Annotated in this window: 19 protein-coding genes; 4 read left to right on the forward strand and 15 right to left on the reverse strand. The window is 69.1% G+C overall.

The genetic code is table 11. The annotated features are described in order from the left end of the window. Positions 1 to 25 precede the first annotated feature (25 nt). Positions 26 to 517: a pyridoxamine 5'-phosphate oxidase family protein gene (locus ACT89H_RS13610; RefSeq protein ID WP_445108958.1), complete on the reverse strand. Its 492-nt coding sequence runs from the start codon at positions 515 to 517 to the stop codon at positions 26 to 28. An 86-nt stretch (positions 518 to 603) separates the two neighbouring features. Between ACT89H_RS13610 and ACT89H_RS13615 the strand changes: the two genes are divergently transcribed. Beyond that, a complete protein-coding gene (locus tag ACT89H_RS13615) occupies positions 604 to 1,161 on the forward strand; it encodes a TetR/AcrR family transcriptional regulator (protein WP_445108959.1) in 558 nt (185 codons plus the stop codon). Positions 1,162 to 1,377: 216 nt separating this feature from the next. Here the strand turns inward: ACT89H_RS13615 and ppc are convergent, their stop codons facing one another. After that, positions 1,378 to 4,149, reverse strand: a complete 2,772-nt coding sequence (gene ppc / locus ACT89H_RS13620; RefSeq protein ID WP_445108960.1) for a phosphoenolpyruvate carboxylase — start codon at positions 4,147 to 4,149, stop codon at positions 1,378 to 1,380. A 177-nt stretch (positions 4,150 to 4,326) separates the two neighbouring features. On the opposite strand from ppc, the gene ACT89H_RS13625 reads away from it, so the two are divergent. Continuing rightward, positions 4,327 to 4,863 (forward strand): DUF3558 domain-containing protein, encoded by a 537-nt coding sequence (locus ACT89H_RS13625; protein WP_445108961.1) that lies wholly within the window; start codon positions 4,327 to 4,329, stop codon positions 4,861 to 4,863. Between the two features lie 190 nt (positions 4,864 to 5,053). On the opposite strand, the gene ACT89H_RS13630 is transcribed toward ACT89H_RS13625, so the two are convergent. The 11 genes from ACT89H_RS13630 to infC all read right to left on the reverse strand — a co-directional run bounded on the left by ACT89H_RS13630 (position 5,054) and on the right by infC (position 14,801). Further along, entirely contained in the window at positions 5,054 to 6,076 is a 1,023-nt protein-coding gene (locus ACT89H_RS13630) for a hypothetical protein (RefSeq protein WP_445108962.1), read from the reverse strand. 43 nt (positions 6,077 to 6,119) lie between these two features. Then, positions 6,120 to 6,638, reverse strand: a complete 519-nt coding sequence (locus tag ACT89H_RS13635; RefSeq protein WP_445108963.1) for a PspA/IM30 family protein — start codon at positions 6,636 to 6,638, stop codon at positions 6,120 to 6,122. Between the two features lie 39 nt (positions 6,639 to 6,677). Further along, the gene (locus ACT89H_RS13640) at positions 6,678 to 7,445 is read right to left on the reverse strand and encodes an alpha/beta hydrolase (RefSeq protein WP_445109320.1); all 768 of its coding nucleotides are present in this window, start codon (positions 7,443 to 7,445) and stop codon (positions 6,678 to 6,680) included. A 158-nt stretch (positions 7,446 to 7,603) separates the two neighbouring features. Continuing rightward, positions 7,604 to 10,111: a phenylalanine--tRNA ligase subunit beta gene (gene pheT / locus ACT89H_RS13645; protein ID WP_445108964.1), complete on the reverse strand. Its 2,508-nt coding sequence runs from the start codon at positions 10,109 to 10,111 to the stop codon at positions 7,604 to 7,606. 33 nt (positions 10,112 to 10,144) lie between these two features. Next, positions 10,145 to 11,188, reverse strand: a complete 1,044-nt coding sequence (pheS, locus tag ACT89H_RS13650; RefSeq protein WP_445109321.1) for a phenylalanine--tRNA ligase subunit alpha — start codon at positions 11,186 to 11,188, stop codon at positions 10,145 to 10,147. 39 nt (positions 11,189 to 11,227) lie between these two features. Beyond that, complete coding sequence (locus ACT89H_RS13655; RefSeq protein ID WP_445109322.1) at positions 11,228 to 11,473, reverse strand: DUF2510 domain-containing protein; 246 nt, start codon at positions 11,471 to 11,473, stop codon at positions 11,228 to 11,230. Positions 11,474 to 11,590: 117 nt separating this feature from the next. Beyond that, positions 11,591 to 12,187, reverse strand: coding sequence for a DUF4352 domain-containing protein (locus tag ACT89H_RS13660; protein WP_445108965.1), 597 nt, complete (start codon positions 12,185 to 12,187; stop codon positions 11,591 to 11,593). A 366-nt stretch (positions 12,188 to 12,553) separates the two neighbouring features. After that, on the reverse strand, positions 12,554 to 13,351 hold the full coding sequence (locus tag ACT89H_RS13665) for a TrmH family RNA methyltransferase (RefSeq protein ID WP_445108966.1): 798 nt from the start codon (positions 13,349 to 13,351) through the stop codon (positions 12,554 to 12,556). A 40-nt stretch (positions 13,352 to 13,391) separates the two neighbouring features. Continuing rightward, positions 13,392 to 13,772, reverse strand: coding sequence for a 50S ribosomal protein L20 (rplT, locus tag ACT89H_RS13670; protein ID WP_039797323.1), 381 nt, complete (start codon positions 13,770 to 13,772; stop codon positions 13,392 to 13,394). 110 nt (positions 13,773 to 13,882) lie between these two features. Next, on the reverse strand, positions 13,883 to 14,077 hold the full coding sequence (gene rpmI, locus ACT89H_RS13675; protein WP_355078204.1) for a 50S ribosomal protein L35: 195 nt from the start codon (positions 14,075 to 14,077) through the stop codon (positions 13,883 to 13,885). A gap of 58 nt (positions 14,078 to 14,135) precedes the next feature. Continuing rightward, entirely contained in the window at positions 14,136 to 14,801 is a 666-nt protein-coding gene (gene infC / locus ACT89H_RS13680) for a translation initiation factor IF-3 (protein ID WP_083863358.1), read from the reverse strand. A 337-nt stretch (positions 14,802 to 15,138) separates the two neighbouring features. On the opposite strand from infC, the gene ACT89H_RS13685 reads away from it, so the two are divergent. Both ACT89H_RS13685 and ACT89H_RS13690 read left to right on the forward strand, forming a co-directional pair. Then, positions 15,139 to 15,657: a DinB family protein gene (locus tag ACT89H_RS13685; protein WP_445108967.1), complete on the forward strand. Its 519-nt coding sequence runs from the start codon at positions 15,139 to 15,141 to the stop codon at positions 15,655 to 15,657. 4 nt (positions 15,658 to 15,661) lie between these two features. Continuing rightward, positions 15,662 to 16,003 carry a DUF1844 domain-containing protein gene (locus ACT89H_RS13690; RefSeq protein WP_397078091.1) on the forward strand — a complete coding sequence of 114 codons (342 nt, stop codon included), beginning with the start codon at positions 15,662 to 15,664 and terminating at the stop codon, positions 16,001 to 16,003. A gap of 230 nt (positions 16,004 to 16,233) precedes the next feature. On the opposite strand, the gene uvrA is transcribed toward ACT89H_RS13690, so the two are convergent. Together uvrA and ACT89H_RS13700 are read right to left on the reverse strand one after the other, a co-directional pair. After that, positions 16,234 to 19,185: an excinuclease ABC subunit UvrA gene (uvrA, locus tag ACT89H_RS13695; RefSeq protein WP_445108968.1), complete on the reverse strand. Its 2,952-nt coding sequence runs from the start codon at positions 19,183 to 19,185 to the stop codon at positions 16,234 to 16,236. A gap of 334 nt (positions 19,186 to 19,519) precedes the next feature. Then, positions 19,520 to 20,662: a beta-ketoacyl synthase N-terminal-like domain-containing protein gene (locus tag ACT89H_RS13700; RefSeq protein WP_445109323.1), complete on the reverse strand. Its 1,143-nt coding sequence runs from the start codon at positions 20,660 to 20,662 to the stop codon at positions 19,520 to 19,522. Positions 20,663 to 20,855: the final 193 nt, after the last annotated feature.

A 20,855-nucleotide genomic window follows, 5' to 3' on the forward strand; every position in this document is an offset into this window, starting at 1 on the left:
GCCCGCGGCCGGGCATGGCGTCGGGTCAGTGCTTGCGCACCACGCGTTCGCCCTCGCCCGGTTTCCAGATGGTGATGTCGAGGTGGTCGCCCGCGACCTCCACCGTCGAGGCGCCGGTGAGATCGGCGACGTAGAAGTGGTCGAACTCCTGGCCGCGGATGTCGAAGCCGGTCTCGTCGAACAGGTGCTGGGCGAAGCGCACGTGCACGGCGCGGTCGGGCAGTTCGACGACGGTACCGAAAAGTTTGGCGTCGCCATCGGACACGGTCGTGTCCACCGTGGCGGTGTGCAGGCAGAAGCGCGGATCGCGGGCCAGATCGCGGAACTTGGTCGTGCCCGGCATCCCCGCGAGCACCAGGAAATCCTCGAACACGCGCGGCTCGATCGGACTGATCCGCGGCGATCCGTCCGAACGAATGGTGCCGAGCAGGCAGAGATTGCCCGCCGCGCGGTGCCTGCGCAGGAAGATCTCGGCGACGTGCGGTGCTTCTTCGGTGAACCGGCTCCAAGTGGTCATGGTGACGACGGTACGGCGCTCACCGTCGAATGCAGTGCGACGGCGTCGAGCTGTAACAGGTGGCACTACCGCCGTAGTATCGAGATATGTCCAGCAAGCGTGAGCTCGTCCTGGACGCGGCGATCGAACTGCTCGGCTCCCGCGGCATCCGAGCCCTGACCCACCGCGCGGTCGACGAGGTCGCGGGCATACCGGCAGGATCGGCGTCCAACTACTTTCGCACCCGTGCGGCGCTGCTGACCGGGGTCGCCGAACGACTCGAAGCCCGCGACGACGTGGATTGGCAGGCGCGCAACCGGCAACCCACGCCTGGCACCATCGAGGAACTCGTCGACGACACGGCCGCCTTCGTCGTCCACGCGGTGCGGACCGACCGCACGCGGACGCTGGCGCGCTACGCGCTGTCCCACGAGGCACAGACCTCGCCCGCGTTACGCCAGACGATGCGCGGCTCCCACCGCAGACTGACCGAATGGGCCGCCGGCCTGCTGGCGGGCTTCGGCGGCGATCAGGCGACGACGCAGATCCTGGTCGGCCAGCTCGAGGGCATCATCCTGCACCAGTTGGTGGATCCCACGCCGGACTTCGATCCCCGTCCGGCCCTGGATCGGTTGGTGCGCGCTCTGATCGCTTCGAACACCTGACGCCGGGCCGTGAGCGCGTGGCCCCGAGAATCACTCCACCCGGGCCGCAGCTCCCATCGTCGCCGGGGGCTCGCCGCCGCCCGTCAAAAGAACGTGTGCGGCAGATCGACCACTCGCGGCGCGGGAGCGTCAGCGTTGCCCGATCCGGCGGTCCGCCGACGCCGCCACCGCTGCTTCGTCGAGTCGTCCTCCCTGCCCGACCTCGGCCTGCGGCGGCTAGCCCGAGTTGCGCAGAGCGGTGGCCAGGCCGTTCATGGTCAGCAGGATGCCGCGTCTCACCCGTTCGGAGTCGTCCCCGGCACGCAGGCGGCGCAGCAGTTCCACCTGCATCTGGTTGAGCGGCTCCAGGTAGGGGAAACGGTTGTGGATGGACTCGGCCAGCGACGGGTTGTCGGCCAGCAGATGATCGTTGCCGGTGATCGCGGCGTGCATGCGGACGGTGCGGGCGTGCTCCTCCCGGATCATGCCGAAAATCTGCTCCCGCAACGCCACGTCGTCCACGAGTTCCGCGTAGCGCGCGGCGATGTCCAGATCGCTCTTGGCCATCACCTGCGCCAGGTTGGACAGCACCGTGCGGAAGAACGGCCAGCGGCGGTACAGATCCGCCAAGGTGGCCAGCCGCTCGGGGTCGCCGTCGATCCACTCCTCCAGCGCGCTGCCGGTGCCGTACCAGCCCGGTAGCATCACCCGAGCCTGACTCCACGACATCACCCACGGGATCGCGCGCAGGTCCGCGACCGAATTCGTCGGCTTGCGCGAGGCCGGCCTGCTGCCGATGTTCAGATCGCCCACCTCGGCGACCGGCGTCGACTGCCGGAAGTACTCGACGAATCCGGGTGTCTCGTGCACCAGCCGCGCGTACGCGGCGCGGGCGCGGGCCGCCAGGTCGTCCATGATGCGGTAGGACGGTTCAGCGTCGGCGCCGAGGCCCTCCACGTCCAGCAGCGTCGACTCCAAGGTGCCCGCGATCAGCGACTCCAGATTGCGGTGCGCCGCACCGGGTTCGGCGTATTTCGCGGCGATCACCTCACCCTGCTCGGTCAGCCGCAGCGAGCCGCGCACCGCCCCGGCGGGCTGGGCGAGGATCGCGTCGTAGCTGCGGCCGCCGCCGCGGCCGACCGTGCCGCCGCGACCGTGGAACAGCCGCAGCCGGATGCCGCTCTTGCGCGCGACCTCGACCAGATCCAGCTCGGCCCGGTACAGCGCCCAGTTGGCGGCCAGGTACCCGCCGTCCTTGTTGGAGTCGGAGTAGCCGAGCATCACCTCTTGGCGCCTGCCCTGCGCGGCTACCAGATCGCGATAGACCGGCACCTGCAGCGCAGCCGACAGCGTGGCCGCGCCGGCGCCGAGATCCTCGATGGTCTCGAACAGCGGGACGATGCCCACCGGGCAGCTCGGCGGTCCGTCCGGCTCCCCCGGGTCGAGCAGCCCGCCTTCCTTCAACAGCAGGGCGGCTTCGAGCAGATCGCTGACCGACGTGCACATGCTGATGATGTAGTTCGGCACCGCCTCCGCGCCGAGTCTGCCCACCACATCCCGGGCGGCGCGGACGATGTCGAGCTCCTTGCCGGCCAGTTCGCTCAGCCGTGCGTGCGGGCCGAGCAGCGGGCGGCGGGTGCGCAGCTCGGCGGCGAGCAGTTCCACCCGGCGCGACTCCGGCAGGCTCGCGTAGTCGGGGTGCACCCCGGCCCAGGCCAGCAGTTCGGCGACGACCTGCTCATGCACCTCGGAGTTCTGGCGCAGGTCCAGGCTCTGCAAATGGAAGCCGAACGTTTCCAGGGCATGGCGCAACGCGGCGAGACGATCGTCGGCGAGCAGGCCGTCGCCGCTGCGCCGCAGCGAGGCGTCGACCACGTCCAGGTCGTCCAGCACGGCCTGCGGGGTCGGGTAGGGCCGTGCCCCGGCATCGAGTCCGTTCGGCGGAACCTCCCCCAGCGCCGCCAGCGCGGTGGCCGTCAACCGGGCCCGGACATGGTGCAACGCACGGCGATACGGCTCGTCGGCGTACGCGGCCGGATCGGGGTATCCGGTCTCGGCGAGCGCGGCGACCTCGGGCGTCACGGCGACCAGCCGGGCCGACAACGACAGCGTCTTCTCCAGTTCCACCAGCTCGCGCAGGTAGCGCTCGAAAGCGACGCCGGCGGCGCGGTAGGCGGCCTGCCGCACCACCCCGGCGGTGACGTACGGATTTCCGTCGCGGTCGCCGCCGATCCAGGAGCCGGGACGCAGCATCGGGCGTGGCAGCAGCTCGACTCCGGGCCAGCGCGAGCGCAGCGCGGCGCGCACTTCGGCGTTGATCGCCGGGATGATGTCGAAGAGGGTCAGGTCGTAATAACGCAGCCCCACCGAGATCTCGTCCTGGATGCGCAAGCGGGCCAAACGGATCAGCGCGGTGCGCCACAGGCTCAGCACTTGGCGCCGGATCTGCCGCTCCAGCTCGGCGCGCTCACGTTCGTTCTCGCCGTAGCGCTGGCGCAGGCGCATCAACTCGGTGATCCGGGCCTGCGCGTCGAAGACGGTGCGGCGGCGCGTCTCGGTCGGGTGCGCGGTGATCACCGGCGACACCAGCGCGTCGGCCAGGAGATCCGCGACCCGGGTTCCGTCCAGCGCGGCCGCGTCGAGCTTGCGGTAGGTGGCCGCCAGCGAGGAGTCCTGCGGCGGTTCGCCCGCCGTCTCGTGTGCGGTGCGGCGGCGGTCGCGCTGGATGTCCTCGGCCAGGTTGGCCAGCAGCACGAAGTAGCTGAACGCGCGGATGAGCGGAAGGGCCACCGCGATGTCCACGCCGTCCAGCATCTCGGCGACGGCGCTGCGCCCGACCTCCTCGCGGCGCACCCGGAACGCCTCGACGCGCACCCGCTCGATGAGGTCGAAGACCTCCGGCCCTTCGTGGTCGCGAATGGTGTCACCGAGCACGCCACCGAGGAACCGGATGTCGTCGCGCAGCGGCCGGATGGCGTCCTGTGGGGTCTCGCTCACCGTTTCACCCATCATCAGACAGTATTGCCCGCCCTCTCGCTACGGTATGCGACGCGGCCCACACCGGCCGCGCCCGGCTCCGCCGGAAAGTTCGGAGAAGCGCAGGTGACCCCCTTCGCCCGCCGCGAAACCACACGACGCGATTCTGATACAGTCCGGCGCGACACACCCGTAGGGCAAGAGGGCTGGATGGCGCACCGAATCACGTTGGTTCCCTTGGCGATCGCACTTGCGCTCGGACCGGTCGCCTGCGGCGACGAGTCCGGCGGAGCACCGGCGGCGACCAGCACGCAGGCCACCAGCGCCGTGGGCACAGCCACCGGGCTGTTCGATCCCTGCACCGGCATCCCCGATACCGCGCTGACGAGCGCCGGACTCGACCCGGCCGGCAAGCAGGTCGGCGTCGGCGGGGTGAAGCAGCCCGGCTGGGAGATCTGCGGCTGGAAGGGCGCCGACTTCACCCTCGGCGTGTTCTCCACCGGCATGTCGGTGGCCGAGTTCGAACGGAAGCCGGGCAATGTCGACTTCCAGGACGTCACCATCGCCGGACGGCCCGGACGCCAGTTCCGCGTCGACGACGCGGCCAAAGACCAGATGTGCGACGTGCTCTTCCCCGCCCGGCAGGGCCTGCTGCAACTGATCGTGGTCGACAAGACTGCGGACCAGAACCCGTGCGATCGCCTGGCCACCATCGGCGAAGCGATCGTCCCGGCGCTACCGAAGTGAAACCGGTCTCCGGCCGGCACAGCACCGGATACGGGATTCGGCCGGTGACACTGGAACCCAGCCGCATCGGCATCGGCACAGGCTTCAGATCCGCGGCTACCGCCGCACGCAACCAACAACACTGGACTACAGGTTTCGAGCGAAGCAAGACCGAGCAGGCGCCGCGGGCGCCGGCACTGAACACGGCAGATCAAACATCCCCGAGGATGCCGAGCACCTCGTCCGAGGTGTAGAAGGGGGCGAGGCGCTCGCGGATCAGCCGGGCGAGGACGCCGTCGCGCTTCGCACCCTCGATGACCGCCGGCCCGTACCGGAGGATCTCCCCGACGATGTCGTCACCGGTCAGGCCGAGTTCCGGCAGCATGGCCGCCAGGGTGTAATCGCCGTACTTGGTGAAGAACACCTCCACGCACTCGTCCAGGAGCAGGCCGAAGTACTCCTTCTCGCGGGTGGTGACGGCGATCTCGTAGCACAGCAGCACCAGCTCGTCGAGGTCCTTCTGGCTGAGGTAGTCGCGCAGACCGCTGACCGGTTCGTCGGCGTGCAGATCCCAGAACTCCATCGCGGCGGCATGCACCGGCGCGTCGCGCAGCATCTCCCGAATGGCGTTGTTGGTGCGCTTGAGCGCGAACAGGGCGCCCTTGCCCGCCAGGTCGCCGACGAACGTGCCGTCGGCGACCTTCTTGGCGCGGTTGGCCGCGGACTGGCCCAGCGACATCAGCGAGGACACCCCGGGGATCTTCTCGGCGCGCTCCCGATTGGCCTGCACGAAATCGTTGATCAGTTTGTCCACGAACTTCGACGCGACCGTGGCCACCAGCGGACTTTCGGTGAGCCGGTCCAGGATGCGCTCCTGTGCCCGGTGCATGCCGAAGATCTTCTCCAGCAGCGCCTCCACCGGCTCGCGCTCGACCACATCGCCGAGCTTGTAGTCGTGGTTGGCGGCGACATGGTCGTAGATGGAGTCGGCGAACACCACCATCATGTCGGCGAACACCGGACTGCCGCCGATCAGTTCGACCACCATGCGCACGGTCTGCTTGGCCTGGTCGATCGCCACCACGTCCCGGACGACGAGCGTGTCGGCGACCCCGAGCACGGCCTCGGTGTCGCGCGCGACCACCTCCGCGAAACGCTCGCCGGTCACTTCGGCGAGCAGGAATGCCACCTGGGCGTCCAGAAGCCGGTCGGCGATCTCACGCGGCTCGCTCATCGAATTCCACCCATCACAGCTCGTCCGGCGCGCCCAGCGCGGGTCACGGCCGGTGCGGGTCGACGTCGTCGCCGTGCAACGATTTCCGGATCCGGTCCAGGCGCTCACGCGCGGCCTGCTCACGTGCCTGCCATTGTTCGTCCACGCTGCGGCCCGCTGGAGTCTGCCGATCGAGTTCGCCCATCCCCTGGGCGGTGCCGTAGCGATGCTCGACCTTATCGCGGACCGACTCGAATGTAGGGACGCCGGAGGCCGAATATCCGCCACTCGCGGCGGGCTCCGGCATACCCGACGGCGGTACCGGTACCGCCGGTCCCGTGGAACTGCCGCCGACCTGGCCCGACACGCCCGGCGTCTGCGATGCGAGCACGGTGCCATCGGGCGCGGTGGCCGGAGTCACATTCCCGGCCGCAGCAGCATCACCGGTCTCCAACAGCCCGACCAGCGCCGCGTGGACCGCCGCGAACCCGGGACGCCCCGCCGTGGCGGCCAGCACGACACCGGCCAACTCCGTGTCGGACAGCGCGGCCAACCGGCTCGCCAAATCGCTGTTGTCACTCATACCGCCAGGCTACGCACGCTCCGCCGCACCCGAAGGCGTTCACGACCGCACGCGCGCACCCGCCCAGTCTCGCACCAGGTCGGACCAGGCCGAGCCGCCGACGACGATCAGATCGTTGTGCCCGGCCCCGGGAAAGACCACCAGCCGTCTCGGCTCCGGCGCCGCGGCGTAGAGCCGTTGCGCGTGCCGCAGCGGCAGCAGTTCGTCCTGGTCACCGTGCATGATCAGCACCGGGGCGCGCAGTGTGCGAATGCGGCGTTCGTTGGGGTAGGCGTTCGGCACCAGTGGCGCGGGCAGGAACGGATACACCGAGCGAGCCGCGTCGCGCAGGCCGCTGAAGGTGGACATCAGCATCACTCCGGCCGGCGGATGGTGTTGGGCGAGTTCCAGCACGACACCGCCGCCGAGGGACTTGCCCAAATACAGCACGCGATTCGGATCGACACCGGGTTGTGCCAGCAGCGCCCGGCGCGCGGCGTGCGCGTCCAAGTAGGTGCCGTGCTCGGTCGGTTTCCCGGTGCTGCGCCCGTAGCCGCGATAGTCGAAGGCCAGGACGTCGAAACCGGCCTCGGTGAGCAGTGCGAAGATCGGCACCCGGTCGCCGAGATTGCCCGCGTTACCGTGTGCGAACAGGATGTGTCCGATCGAATCGCGGGCGGGCATCCACCATGCGTGCACAGTCTCCCCGTCCGAGGTGGGCAGGAACAGCTCGGTGTATTCCATGCCGAACACCCCCGGGGTCCGCAGCACCGTCCGCTCCGGCAGATAGGTCAGCGCGTTGAGGATCGGACGGGCCGGGTGTCGCATGCCCACGTTCTTACTCCTGGACCGGCAAGGCCGGGTCGGGCGGGTGCCGCGACACCGGCGCTCGACGCGGCGACCCATCGCAAACGAACAACGGGAGACAGCGGGCGCACCCCGGCGAGACCGCGCCCCTCCGGCCCCTCTCGCCGCGGGACTCGACGTCAGCCGCGCAGCACCGCACCCACGGCGTCGGCCGCCGACGCGACGGCCGCGTCCCGCGCCGCACTGGCCTCGTCTTCGGTCAAGGTCCGGTCGGTGGCACGGAAACGCAGAGCGTAGGTGAGCGACTTGCGTCCTTCACCCGCCTGAGCGCCCTCGTACACATCGAACAACGCGATGTCCTCCAGCAACTCACCGCCGCCGGTGCGCAGTGCGGACTCGACCGACGCAGCCGGGATCGTCTTCTCGACGCTCACCGAGACGTCCTGGAGCACCGCGGGGAACGGCGACACCGTGGGGACCGGCCGGGATTCCCGCAGCGGCAGCGCATCCAGATCGAGTTCGACGGCGCAGGTGCGCGGCGGCAGACCAGAACGTTCCAGCACGGCGGGATGCAGCTCACCGGCGTGGCCGACGACTATTCCGTCCACCACCAACTCGGCGCACCGACCGGGATGCCAAGGCAGCTGGGCCGCCGGACGGCGCTCGATGGTCACACCGGCCGCGTCACCGACGGCGTCGGCGAGGGCGAACGCGTCGGCGGCTTCGGCCGGACGGCCCGGCCCCCACGGCCCGCGCGGCTCGCGCCGGCCGGTCAGGACGGCGGCCACGTGCACCGGCTGGTCGGGCAGCGAACCCAGCAGTTCGGCGATCTCGTCGTCGGTGGGGCGGCGATCCACCGGCAGCGGATCGACCGCCCTCGTCGTCGCGCTCGGCAGCACCACCTGCGCGATGCCGTAGATCGCCAGATCGCGCGCGCCCCGGGAAATATTGCGGACGGCCACCTCGAGCAAGCCGGGCAGCAGCGTGGTGGCCAGTTCGGCGCGCTCCACATCGAGTGGATTGAGCACCTTCGTGGTGGCGCGGCGCGGGTCGTCGGCGTCCAGGCCCCAGGTGTCGAACACTCCGGCGGGCAGGAACACCGGCGGCGGGACCTCCACGGCACCGGCGAACGCCAGCGCGCGGCTGACGGCACGGCGACGGCGCTGGGTCGGCGTGAGCCCCCGACCGGCCGGTGCGACCGGCAGCACGGACGGGATCTGCTCGAGCCCCTCCAGCCGCAGCACCTCCTCCACCAGGTCGGCGGGCTGGGCCAGATCGGGCCGCCAGCTCGGCGGAGTCACCACCAGCTGACCGTGCCCGGCCGCGCTGACGCCGACCTCGACCGTGCAGCCGATCTGGGCCAGACGGCGCGCCGAGGTACCGGTCGAATACGTGACACCCGCGACGCGGTCGGCCAGGTCGATGTCCATCCGGATCGGCTCGGGCGCCGGGACGGGGGCCCGGACGTCGGTCAGCACCGGTTCGATGGTGCCGCCGGCGATTTCGGCGAGCAGCGTGGCCGCCCGATCGAGCGCGGCCACGTTGATCTCGGGATCGACGACCCGCTCGTACCGCTTCCCCGCCTCGGACACCAGCTTGTGCCTGCGCGCGGTCCGGTAGATCAGCAACGGATTCCAGGTGGCCGCCTCGAGCAGGATGTCGGTGCTATCCACGCCGACCTCGGTGCTCGCCCCGCCCATCACACCGGCCAGCGAGATGACGCCGGAATCGTCCGCGATCACCACATCCTCGGTGTGGAGCGCGCGCTCCACGTCGTCCAGGGTGCGCAACTTCTCGCCCTTGTGCGCCGAACGGACCACCAAACCGCCCGACACCTTGTTCGCGTCGAAGGCGTGCAGCGGCTGCCCGAGCTCGAGCATCACGTAGTTGGTGACGTCCACCGCGGGCGAGATCGGACGCACGCCCGACAACAGCAGCCTGCGCTGCAACCACCAGGGGCTCACCGCCTTCGGGTCGACGCCGGTGACCCGCCGTGCCGCGAAGCGGGTACACCGGGAGTCCGGCTCCACCCGGATCGACCAGGCTTCCTGCTCGTGGTCGGGCAGGGTGCGCACCGCCGGGTCGGCGTAGTCGAGATCGAAACCACAGGCCAGCTCGCGCGCCAGACCGCGCACAGAGAAGCAGTAACCGCGGTCGGGGGTGATGTTCAGCTCGATGACGGTGTCGTCCAAACCGAGCAGCGCATTGGCGTCGGCGCCCGGCTCGGCGGTGCCGGGTTCCAGCACCAGGATCCCGGAATGGTCCTTGCCGATGCCGAGTTCGGCGACCGAGCAGATCATCCCGTTGGAGACGTGGCCGTAGGTCTTGCGCGAGGTGATCTCGAACCCGCCGGGCAGCACACCGCCGGGCAGCACCACGACCACCAGGTCACCGACCTGGAAATTCCGCGCGCCGCAGATGATCTCCTGCAACTCGGGCTCGCCGATGTCCACCGTGCAGAAACGGATCGGCTTTTTGAACTCGGTCAGTTCGGTGATCTCGGCGACGCGGCCGACCACCAGCGGACCGGGGCCCTCCTGCGGACCCGCGATCGGCTCGAGCTTGTCGAGCTCTTCGACTTCCAGCCCGACCCGGACGAATCCCGCGTCGAGCTCCTCCGGCGTCACCGACCACTCCGGGTTGGTGCGCTGGATGATGTCGGTCAGCCAGGACTGCGCTACTCGCACTTGACGTTTCGCTCTCTCGATCGAAGGGTGGGGTCAGGACCGGATACCGAAGGGCAGCGTGAAACGCACGTCGCCCTCGACGATGTCGCGCATGTCCGGGATGCCGTTGCGGAACTGCAGCGTGCGCTCCAGGCCCATGCCGAAGGCGAACCCGCTGTACACCTCGGGATCGATCCCGCTGGCGATCAGCACCTTCGGGTTCACCATGCCGCAGCCACCCCATTCGACCCAGCCCGCACCGCCCTTCTTGTCCGGGAACCACACGTCGACCTCGGCGGAGGGCTCGGTGAACGGAAAGTAGTTGGGGCGCATGCGAGTGCGGGTCTGCGGCCCGAACAGCGCACGGGCGAACGCGTCCAGTGTGCCGCGCAGATGCGCCATGGTCAGGCCCTTGTCCACCGCCAGGCCCTCGACCTGGGAGAACACCGGGGTGTGCGTGGCGTCCAGCTCGTCGGTGCGGAACGTGCGCCCCGGGCAGACCACATAGATCGGCAGCTCGCGTTCCAGCATCGAGCGCACCTGCACCGGCGAGGTGTGCGTGCGCAGCACCTGGCGCGAGCCCTCCGGCGCGATGTGGAAGGTGTCCTGCATGGTGCGCGCCGGATGGTCGGGCAGGAAGTTCAGCGCGTCGAAGTTGAAGTGCTCGGTCTCCACCTCGGGACCTTCGGCGACCTCCCAGCCCATCGCGACGAACACGTCGGCGACCTGCTCGGAGATGACGGTGATGGGATGACGCGCGCCGACGGCCACGCGCCGCGCGGGCAGCGTCACGTCGATGGTCTCGGCGACCAGCACGGCGGCGTCGCGCTCGGCCAGCAACGTGGCGCGGCGCGACTCGAACGCCTCCGACACCCTGGACCTGGCGACGTTGACCCGCTTGCCCGCGTCGGCCTTCTCCGACTTGGGCAGGCTGCCCAACGCGCGTTGCGCCAGCGCCAGCGGCGCCTTGCCGCCGAGATGCTCGGTTTTCGCGACCGCGAGCGCATCCAGGTCGGCGGCAGCGGCGAACGCCTTCTCGGCCGCTACTGCCGCTTCAGCTAGCGATTCGTCTGTCAACCTGGTGTCATCAGCCACGATCGCATCGTATTAGATGGCCCGTGGTGCGATGAAGGCGGATTATTCGCTGGAACCAGGGCTGCCGCTGCCCGGCGGCGGCTGCGTGAACTCCGTCCACCGGCTGCCGTCAAACCAACGCATCATGCCTGCACTGTCCGGGTACCATCCCGCAGGCGGTGCCGCGGGGGGCGTTCCGTGGTGCTGGATCAACGCTCCTACGGCTACCACAATCGCCGCTACAACTGCTGCTACCAGCAAGAAGAGCACCAGGCCGCCGCTTGCCAGGTCGACGCCTATTATCATCATCGCAAGAAGGACCAGAGCGAACGCGACTATGAACGCGATCAGCAGCAGCCACGCAGGGAAGGGTTTCTTCTGCGGAGTGGGGTGACCGAGTGGGGGGTAGGACACAGGTGGATTCCCCTACTTCAGTGCGACTTTCACGCCGCCGGAGAACATGCTGTCGTGCAATTCAAGTGTGGCGGGAACCGTACCGGGCGGGACATCGAATACGATTGCCACGCTGATTTTGAAGCCTGGATTCAGATCCGTCGTGTAGGTGTCCTCGCCCAGGCTGAGGCCGGCCATCGAGTTGTTCGCATACTCGCGTCCCTGATCATCGAAAAGCTTCTGGTTGTCATCGAAGTAGGAACGCGGCGCTCTCCCCGTGTTCGTGATGTCGACGTGGATCACGATGAACTCTCCGCGGGCCTTCTCCTGCATGAACCCCGACCCGACGGAAGATTTCGGCGGATCGATTGCGGTCACCTGGAACTCGAACTGTCCGTCACGGACCGCCGACCCGGCGGGGGCAATGGATTTGCCTGGTTTAGGTGCGGGGGAGTCCACTGGTTCCGCGGGCGCGATGGCGGCAGCACGGCGGGTTGTCGTGCTGGCTGCCGATTGGGAGTCGTTGCCGGCGACGCTGACGAGTCCGAAACATCCTCCGCAGAACAGGAGCACACCGCCGATAACAATCCACGGCCAGATGAGTTGCTTCTTCGGCGGCTGCGGCGGCATCGGCCCGTATCCGGGCGGGGGCGGGAAGTTGGGCGGGGGAGGGAATCCGGGTGGGGGTGTCGACCCATATGTGGAGTAGCCGGGGCCAGTGTTGGGTCCTGGGTACGGCGGCGGCGGTTGGGACACGGGGACCCCCTGGTGCTCGGCTGTTGAAGATCAATCGTTTCGGCTGGAGTGCCGTTACGAAGCTCTCAGACTGTATCGAGTGTGGCGCGAGGGTCGGAAGGGTATTGGATCGGCCACGGGCAATTCACCTGGATTGCCTCGTATGAGTCGTGACCAGTTCACCACGGAAACCCGACGCGCGATGATTGCGCGCCCCGGAACGTTGCTCACCGTGACGACCGCGAGGCGAGTCGCGGGGGATCAAGCACGGTGGCGGATCCGCGAGTTCGCGTAGAGGCAGATCGCCGCGGCCGTCGCCAGGTTCAAGCTCTCCGCCCGGCCGCGGATGGGAATGCGAATGCGGTGGTCGGCGCGTCGGGCGACGGCCGGGTCGAGGCCGTGCGCCTCGTTGCCGAACAGCCAGGCCACCGGCCCGGTGAACAGGTCGTCGGCGTCGTCGAGGTCGATCTCGCCGTTCGCCGCGGTCGCGAGGATCGTCAGGCCGGCCGCGGCGATCGAATCCAGCGTCTCGGCGACATCGCGGTGGCGGGCGATCGGCACATGGAAGATGCTGCCCGCGCTGGCCCGTACGCACTTGCCGTTGTGCGGGTCCACCGTGTCGCCGGCCAGCACCACGCCGTCGGCGCCGACGGCGTCGGCGACTCGGATGACCGTGCCCGCGTTCCCCGGCTCGGCCATCTCGACCGGGACGGCGAGCATCCGGGGTCCGGCGTCGAGAATCCGGGTCAGGGGCACGTCGAGCAGATCGCAGACCGCCACCAAGCCCGGCGCCGTGACCGTTTCCGCGAGATGCTCCGCCGCGCGGTCGCTGACCAGCGTGGTGCGGACGCCCGCCGCGGACGCGCCCGCGATCAGCGCGTGATCGCGTTCGGCGGCCGCCTGCGAATAGAACAGCTCATGGACGCGCGCGGTCTCCAGGGCCGCGGCGACGGCATTGGCTCCTTCGGCGAGGAATCGGCCCGCTTTGCGGCGCTGCGCTCCGCGCTGGAGCTTGACAGCGGAAACGACCCGTGGATTGCGCTCACTGAGCTCTTCCACGGGTCGTTCCGAAAGTCGTCCGGGTGTCAACGAACGCGACTCAAGCGGCCGGGGCGTTGACGTCCTGCGGCAGGGCGGCCTTGGCGACCGCGACGAGACCGGCGAACGCCTCGGCGTCCGACACCGCGAGCTCGGCGAGGATCTTGCGGTCCACCTCCACACCGGCGGCCTTCAGGCCCTGGATGAAGCGGTTGTAGGTGATGTCGTTGATCCGCGCGGCGGCGTTGATGCGCGCGATCCACAGCTTGCGGAAGTCACCCTTGCGCGCCCGGCGGTCGCGGTAGGCGTAGGTGAGCGAGTGCAGCTGCTGCTCCTTGGCCTTGCGGTACAGCCGCGAGCGCTGGCCGCGGTAGCCCTTGGAGGCCTCGAGGATGGAACGGCGCTTCTTCTGAGCGTTGACAGCCCTTTTGACGCGTGCCACTGGTCAGTCCTGTTCGATCTGGGGGCGCGGGGCGGCGCCCGGAAATGGGTCGGGGGTGGCGACGGAGGTACTCCGGTCGCGGGTGCGTGCCGGTCTGCGCGATAACGCGATCAGAGACCGAGCAGCTTCTTCACGCGACGGACGTCGGCGGAGGCGACGACTTCCACGCCGTCCAGACGACGAGTACGGCGGGAGGGCTTGTGCTCGAACAGGTGGCGACGGTTCGCCTGCTGGCGCAGCAGCTTGCCTTTGCCGGTCACCTTGAATCGCTTCGAGGCGCCGCTGTGCGTCTTCATTTTCGGCATGGATTCCTCTATCTGTCGTCCCGGCGGTCGGGGCGGACCGCCGGTGTTCTGATCGGTGTTACTGCGGGCCGGCCGTCTCGGCCTGCTCCGCGGCGGGCTGACCGGCCGGGGCGGCGCTGGGCGCCGGGCGCGGGGCCGACTCCTGCTGCGCCTTCACCCGGGTCTTCGCGCCCTTGTGCGGGGCGAGGACCATGGTCATGTTGCGACCGTCCTGCTTGGCCGAGGTTTCCACGAAACCGAGCTCGGCGACGTCGGACGCCAGCCGCTGCAGCAGCCGGAAACCGAGTTCGGGACGGGACTGCTCGCGTCCGCGGAACATGATCGTCACCTTGACCTTGGACCCGGCCTCGAGGAAGCGCACGACGTTGCGCTTCTTGGTCTCGTAATCGTGGTCGTCGATCTTCGGGCGGAGCTTCTGCTCCTTGATCACCGTCTGCTGCTGGTTCTTCCGAGACTCGCGCGCCTTCTGCGCCGTCTCGTACTTGAACTTGCCGTAGTCCATGATCTTGCAGACCGGCGGACGGGCATCCGGTGCCACCTCGACCAGATCGAGGTCGGCTTCGAGGGCGACGCGTAGTGCATCTTCAACACGCACGATCCCAACCTGCTCGCCGCCAGGTCCGATGAGCCGGACCTCGGGAACACGGATGCGATCGTTGATGCGGGTCTCAGTGCTGATGGGGCCTCCTAGGTCAAGCGGTGTCGTCGGACGACCGCGCGCAATAACTGCAACCCCTGTTCAACACGAAGGCCCCGGTGCGGTATTCCGCGCACGGGGCCCGATGTCGACCGATCGCCGACCGCGAGCGAACTCGAGTCGACTCTCGCGCGGCGGGTTCTCCAGGAGAACCACAGCACGAGAAACCCGCCTCGAGGGCGGGTGACCGGACCGCTGGACCGTACGATCACTCGTCGGCAACGGTGGGAGTCGGGCTCCACTTATCAGCCCCGGGGTGGCCCCGGGGCGGTCGTCAGCGGAAAGTCTAACATTCCGTTCGGCTATCGCCGAATCGGGTCGAAAATACCTTGCCCGGCCACCAGAGGCGTGCCACGCTCGCCCGGTGCTCACACCACGCCGCGACCTGCTGCGATGGCAGTTCGACCTGACCTGGTCGCTCGCCGGGATCCACCTCGACGCGCTGACATCGGAGGATTTCCTCTGGGAACCCGCCGATCTCACCTGGACAGTACGCCCCGACGCCGACGGTGTATGGCGGCCGGACTGGGCCGACGCGGAGCCCGACCCGGTCCCCGTCCCGACGATCGGCTGGCTGACCTGGCACATCGGCTGGTGGTGGGGTACCGCCATCGACCATGTCGAGGGTGTCACCCCGCCCGCGCGGGAGGACGTGCACTGGCCCGGTGACGGCGCCGCGGCCGTCGCCTGCCTCCGCGAACTGCGCATCGAGTGGGAGCGGGTACTCGACGAGGCCGAGTTGGACCGGCCCTCCGCCTATCCGTGGCCCGCCGACGCGGGGCTGACCATCGCGCATCTGGCGGGCTGGGTGAACGCGGAGCTGATGAAGAACATCGCGGAGATCGGCCACCTCCGGATGCTCCGCGCGGCGTCGCTAGCCTGAAGGCATGACTGACGAGCTCGACGCCTCCGTACGCGAACTGGCCGACATCCCCGCGGTCGAGGTGATCAGCCGCGCCGCCGTGATGCTGATGAGTTCGGCGGCGGAGAAGCTCGGGCTCGCCGACGAGGACCCCGACACCAGCCCGCGCCGCGACTTGGACGAGGCGCGCCGCGTGATCACGGCACTGGCCGGACTCGTTACGGCCTCGGTGGAGTACCTGGGACCGCATGCGGGACCGATGCGCGAGGGGTTGCAGTCGCTGCAACGCGCCTTCCGCGAATCCTCCGCGCATCCCGACGAGCCCGGCAAGGGCCCCGGCGAGAAGTACACCGGCCCGGTGTACTGACCTCGACCGGCTCCCGGGCCGCGCGGTCGGCGACGACGCCGGGCACCCCCGCGCTGGACCATTGACCAGCCGGTGGCGGAGTCGCGCAGGCAGACCCGCCGCCACGTGCGCGCGTCGTTCGATGTGGTCCACGCCGAAGGAACTCGCCGAACTGGTCCACACCATCGCCAACCGCTGAACACAGAGCGGCGCGGCCCGGCACACCCGGATCGCGCCGCTCCGCAACAGCGTCAGCCGACCGCCGCGGCCTTCTTCGCAGGGCGCTTGGTGGCCTTGGCCGCGGTCTTCTTCGCCGGGGCCTTCTTCGCGGCGCTCTGCGGCGTGGGCGGCTGGTCCAGCACTTCCTTGAGGAACTGGCCGGTATAGCTGTGCGCTACCGCCGCGACCTGCTCCGGCGTGCCCGCCGCCACCACGGTGCCGCCGCCGGAGCCACCTTCGGGCCCCATGTCGATCACCCAGTCGGAGGTCTTGATGACGTCCAGGTTGTGCTCGATGACGATCACCGTGTTGCCCTTGTCCACCAGGCCGTTGATGACGTTGAGCAGTTTGCGGATGTCCTCGAAGTGCAGGCCCGTGGTCGGCTCGTCGAGGATGTACACCGTGCGGCCGGTGGACCGCTTCTGCAACTCGGCGGCGAGCTTCACCCGCTGGGCCTCACCACCGGAGAGGGTCGGAGCGCTCTGGCCGAGGCGCACGTAGCCCAGCCCGACGTCCACCAGGGTCTTGAGGTAGCGGTGGATCGAGGTGACCGGTTCGAAGAACTCGGCGGCCTCCTCGATGGACATGTCCAGCACCTCGGCGATGGTTTTGCCCTTGTAGTGCACCTCGAGGGTTTCCCGGTTGTAGCGGGCGCCGTGGCAGACCTCGCAGGGGACGTAGACATCCGGCAGGAAGTTCATCTCGATCTTCAGCGTGCCGTCGCCGGAGCAGGCCTCACAGCGACCGCCCTTGACGTTGAACGAGAACCGGCCGGGCTGGTAACCGCGCACCTTCGCCTCGGTGGTGGCCGCGAACAGTGTGCGGATCTTGTCGAAGACGCCGGTGTAGGTGGCCGGGTTGGACCGCGGCGTCCGGCCGATCGGCGACTGGTCCACCTGCACCAGTTTGTCCAGGTGATCGAGCCCGTTGACCCGGGTGTGCCTGCCGGGCACCTGCCGCGCACCGTTGAGCCGATTCGCCAGCACCGTCGCCAGGATGTCGTTCACCAAGGTCGACTTGCCCGACCCGGAGACACCGGTCACCGAGGTGAGCACGCCGAGCGGGAACGCGACATCGATGCCCCCGAGGTTGTGCTCGCTCGCCCCGACGACGGTGAGCTGCCGCTGCTTGGTGACCGGGCGACGCACCAACGGCACCTCGATACGCTCCCGGCCCGACAGATACGCTCCGGTGAGCGAGTTCGGATCGGTGAGCAATTCTTCGTAAGGCCCGCTGTGCACCACTGTGCCGCCGTGCTCGCCGGCCAGCGGGCCGATGTCGACCACCCAGTCCGAGGCGCGGATGGTGTCCTCGTCGTGCTCGACCACGATCAGCGTGTTTCCCAGATCGCGCAACCGCGTCAGGGTTTCGATGAGTCTGCGGTTGTCCCGCTGGTGCAGGCCGATGGACGGCTCGTCGAGCACGTAGAGCACACCGACCAGGCCGGAGCCGATCTGGGTGGCGAGCCGGATCCGCTGCGCCTCACCGCCGGAGAGGGTGGCGGCCGCGCGGGACAGCGAGAGGTACTCCAGGCCGACATCGAGCAGGAAGCCCAGCCGCGCCTGCACCTCGTTCAGCACGTGCCCGGCGATCGCCGCCTCGCGCTCTCCCAGGGTGAGCGAATTCAGGAACGCCGAGCACTCGCCGATGGACAGGTCACTGACGTCGGCGATGGACTTCTTGTCGCCGTTGGCGGCGATGGTGACGGCGAGGATCTCCGGGCGCAGCCGGGCGCCTTTGCAGACCGGGCACGGGATGTCCCGCATGTACCCGTCGTAGTGCTCTTTCATCTGCTCGGACTCGGTGTTCTCCAGGCGCCGCTGCAGGAACGGCATCACGCCCTCGAAGTCCGCGTAATACGAGCGTTTGCGGCCGTAGCGGTTGGTGTAGGAGACGTGCACCTGGTCGGCGCTGCCCTCCAGCACGGCCTTGCGCGCCTTCGGCGGCAGATCCCGCCACGGGGTGTCCATGGAGAAGCCGATGGAATCGGCGAGGCCGGACAGCAGCCTGGTGAAGTACTCGGCGGTCTGGCCGCGCGACCACGGCGCGATGGCACCTTCGTTCAGGCTCAGCGCCGGATCGGGCACCACCAGCTCCGGGTCGACCTCCTTGCGGATGCCGAGGCCGGTGCAGTCCGGGCAGGCGCCGTAGGGCGAGTTGAACGAGAACGAGCGCGGCTCCAGGTCCTCGATGTCGAGTGGATGGCCGTTCGGGCAAGCGAGGCGCTCGGAGAAGCGGCGCTCCCGGTCGTGCGCGTGCTCGTCGCGATCGACGAAGTCGAGCACCACGATGCCGTCGGCCAGGCGCAGCGCGGTCTCGATCGAATCGGTCAGGCGCTGCTTGGAACCCGGCTTGACCGCCAGCCGGTCGACGACGACCTCGACGTCGTGCTTCTCCTGCTTCTTCAGCTTCGGCGGATCGGTGAGCGGATACACCACGCCGTCCACCCGCACGCGGGAGTAACCCTGGGTGTTGAGCTGGTCGAACAGGTCGACGAACTCGCCCTTGCGGGTGCGCACCACCGGCGCGAGCACCTGGAAGCGGATCCCCTCGTCCATCGCCAGCACCTGATCGACGATCTGCTGCGGGGTCTGCTTGGCGATCAGCTCGCCGCATACGGGGCAGTGCGGAGTGCCCGCTCGCGCGTAGAGCAGCCGCAGATAGTCGTAGACCTCGGTGATGGTGCCCACGGTCGAGCGCGGATTGCGGTTGGTCGACTTCTGGTCGATGGACACCGCGGGCGAGAGACCTTCGATGAAGTCGACGTCGGGCTTGTCCATCTGACCGAGGAACTGCCGTGCGTACGCCGACAGCGACTCGACATAGCGCCGCTGGCCCTCCGCGAAGATCGTGTCGAAAGCCAGGCTCGACTTGCCGGAGCCGGACAGGCCGGTGAACACGATCAGGCTGTCGCGGGGCAGGTCGAGATCGACACCTTTGAGGTTGTGTTCCCGAGCTCCGCGCACAATGAGGCATTCCGCCACAGGCCGTCCCTTCTCCTTCGTGTTCGGCGTCCAGACATACCCCCGCCCGCCATGCTAGGCATGGGCACCGACAAGTTTCGCGGACCGCCCGTCACCTGGACGAATGGCGGGAACCCGGCGGCCGGACGTTACGGATGAGCCGGGAAAACAGGCCAGGACGCCTCCGTAGCATCGCCCGCCCGGCACCACAGGTCAACAGCGCGACACGATTCGGCATTCCGCTGGTCGCCGCCGTTACCGCGGGCAGGCCCGACGCAGCGGACAAGTGATCGGTCACCGGGGCCGACGGGCGCGCGGCCCGCACCCACCGGCCTCCGTCGTTGCGCCATGGCGGTCACGCGTCGCCGAGCACCACGGCCGAGTTGTTGCCACCCATGCCGAGGGAGAGCTTCACGGTGATGCCGCCCTCGAACGGCGCGGGGCCGTCCAGCAGCCGTGGATGCGCGGCAGCGACGATCGGGGCCGCGGGCACGATGCCGCGCTCGTAGCCGAGGGCGGCGACCGCGACCTCGACGGCGGCGGCCGCGCCCTGGCAGTGCCCCGCCAGCGGCTTCAGCGCGTAGATGTGCGGGCGGTCGGCGAACAGCTGCTCGAGCAGATGGTGTTCGGCCATGTCGCACTGCCGGGTTCCGGTGCCGTGCGCGTTGAAATAACGCACGTCGGCAGCGGTGACCTCCGCGGCGGCGAGCGCGCGGCGAGTGCAGTCGAGAATCTGCTCGTGCGTCGGGTCGACCGAGACCACGTGATAGGCGTCGTTAGACATAGCGCCGCCGAGCACGGCGGCGTAGGGCCGATCCACCGAACGGGTCAGCACGAACGCCACCGAGGCCTCACCCATGCTGAACCCGCGGCTACCCTCCTGGAAGGGCCTGCACGCGTCCAGGGGTTCGGCGTCGGTGACCGCGGCGCCGAGCCGCACGAAACTCTCCACCATGTCCGGGGTGGCCGACAGATCGGTCGCCACGACAACCACGTCGTCGGCCATACCGGCGTCCAGCCAGAGCTTCGCGGTGACGAGCGCGACGTTGGCGGAACTGCACGCGGCGGAGATGTTCATCGCCGGGCCGTGAAAGCCGAACTCCTGCATCAGCATCGAGACCGGCGTGGACGGCAGCAGCCGCAGATAGTCCCTGGACCGGCGGCGGCCCCCGTCGACGAGGTAGAAGTCGCGCCAGTTCACCACGTCCCCGAGCACGATGGCGTGCAGCAGGCCGACGGTGCGGCCGGGCCGCCAGCCCCGGTCGCCGGCGTCCGCGACGGCCTCCCGCGCCGCCTCGTGCACGGCTCGCCCGTACCGGCTCGTGCTGACCTCGGGGTCCCCGGCGTCGGGGACCAGCGCGACCCACGCGTCGTCGGCGCGGCCGGGCCCGTAGCCCGGTTGCAGGGACGCCGCCGACTTGCCGCTGAGCAAGCCGTCCCACAGCCGTTCACGTCCCCATCCGTATCCGGTGATCGCGCCGATCCCGGCGATGGCCATATGGTCTCGAGGCCGCCGCGAATCGGTGCGGAACCGCGTGGCGGTGTTCTGGTCGGCGCCCGGCATGTATCGCTCCTTCACCGGCTCACTGGGCGGGACCAACCGTCCGCCCCGCCTCGACCCAGAAACCGGTCTCTGCCATGATCACCGGATCCGGCCCGAGAACGTGCCGTTACTGTGATCGAAGCCATAG

The organism is Nocardia aegles (assembly GCF_052545135.1).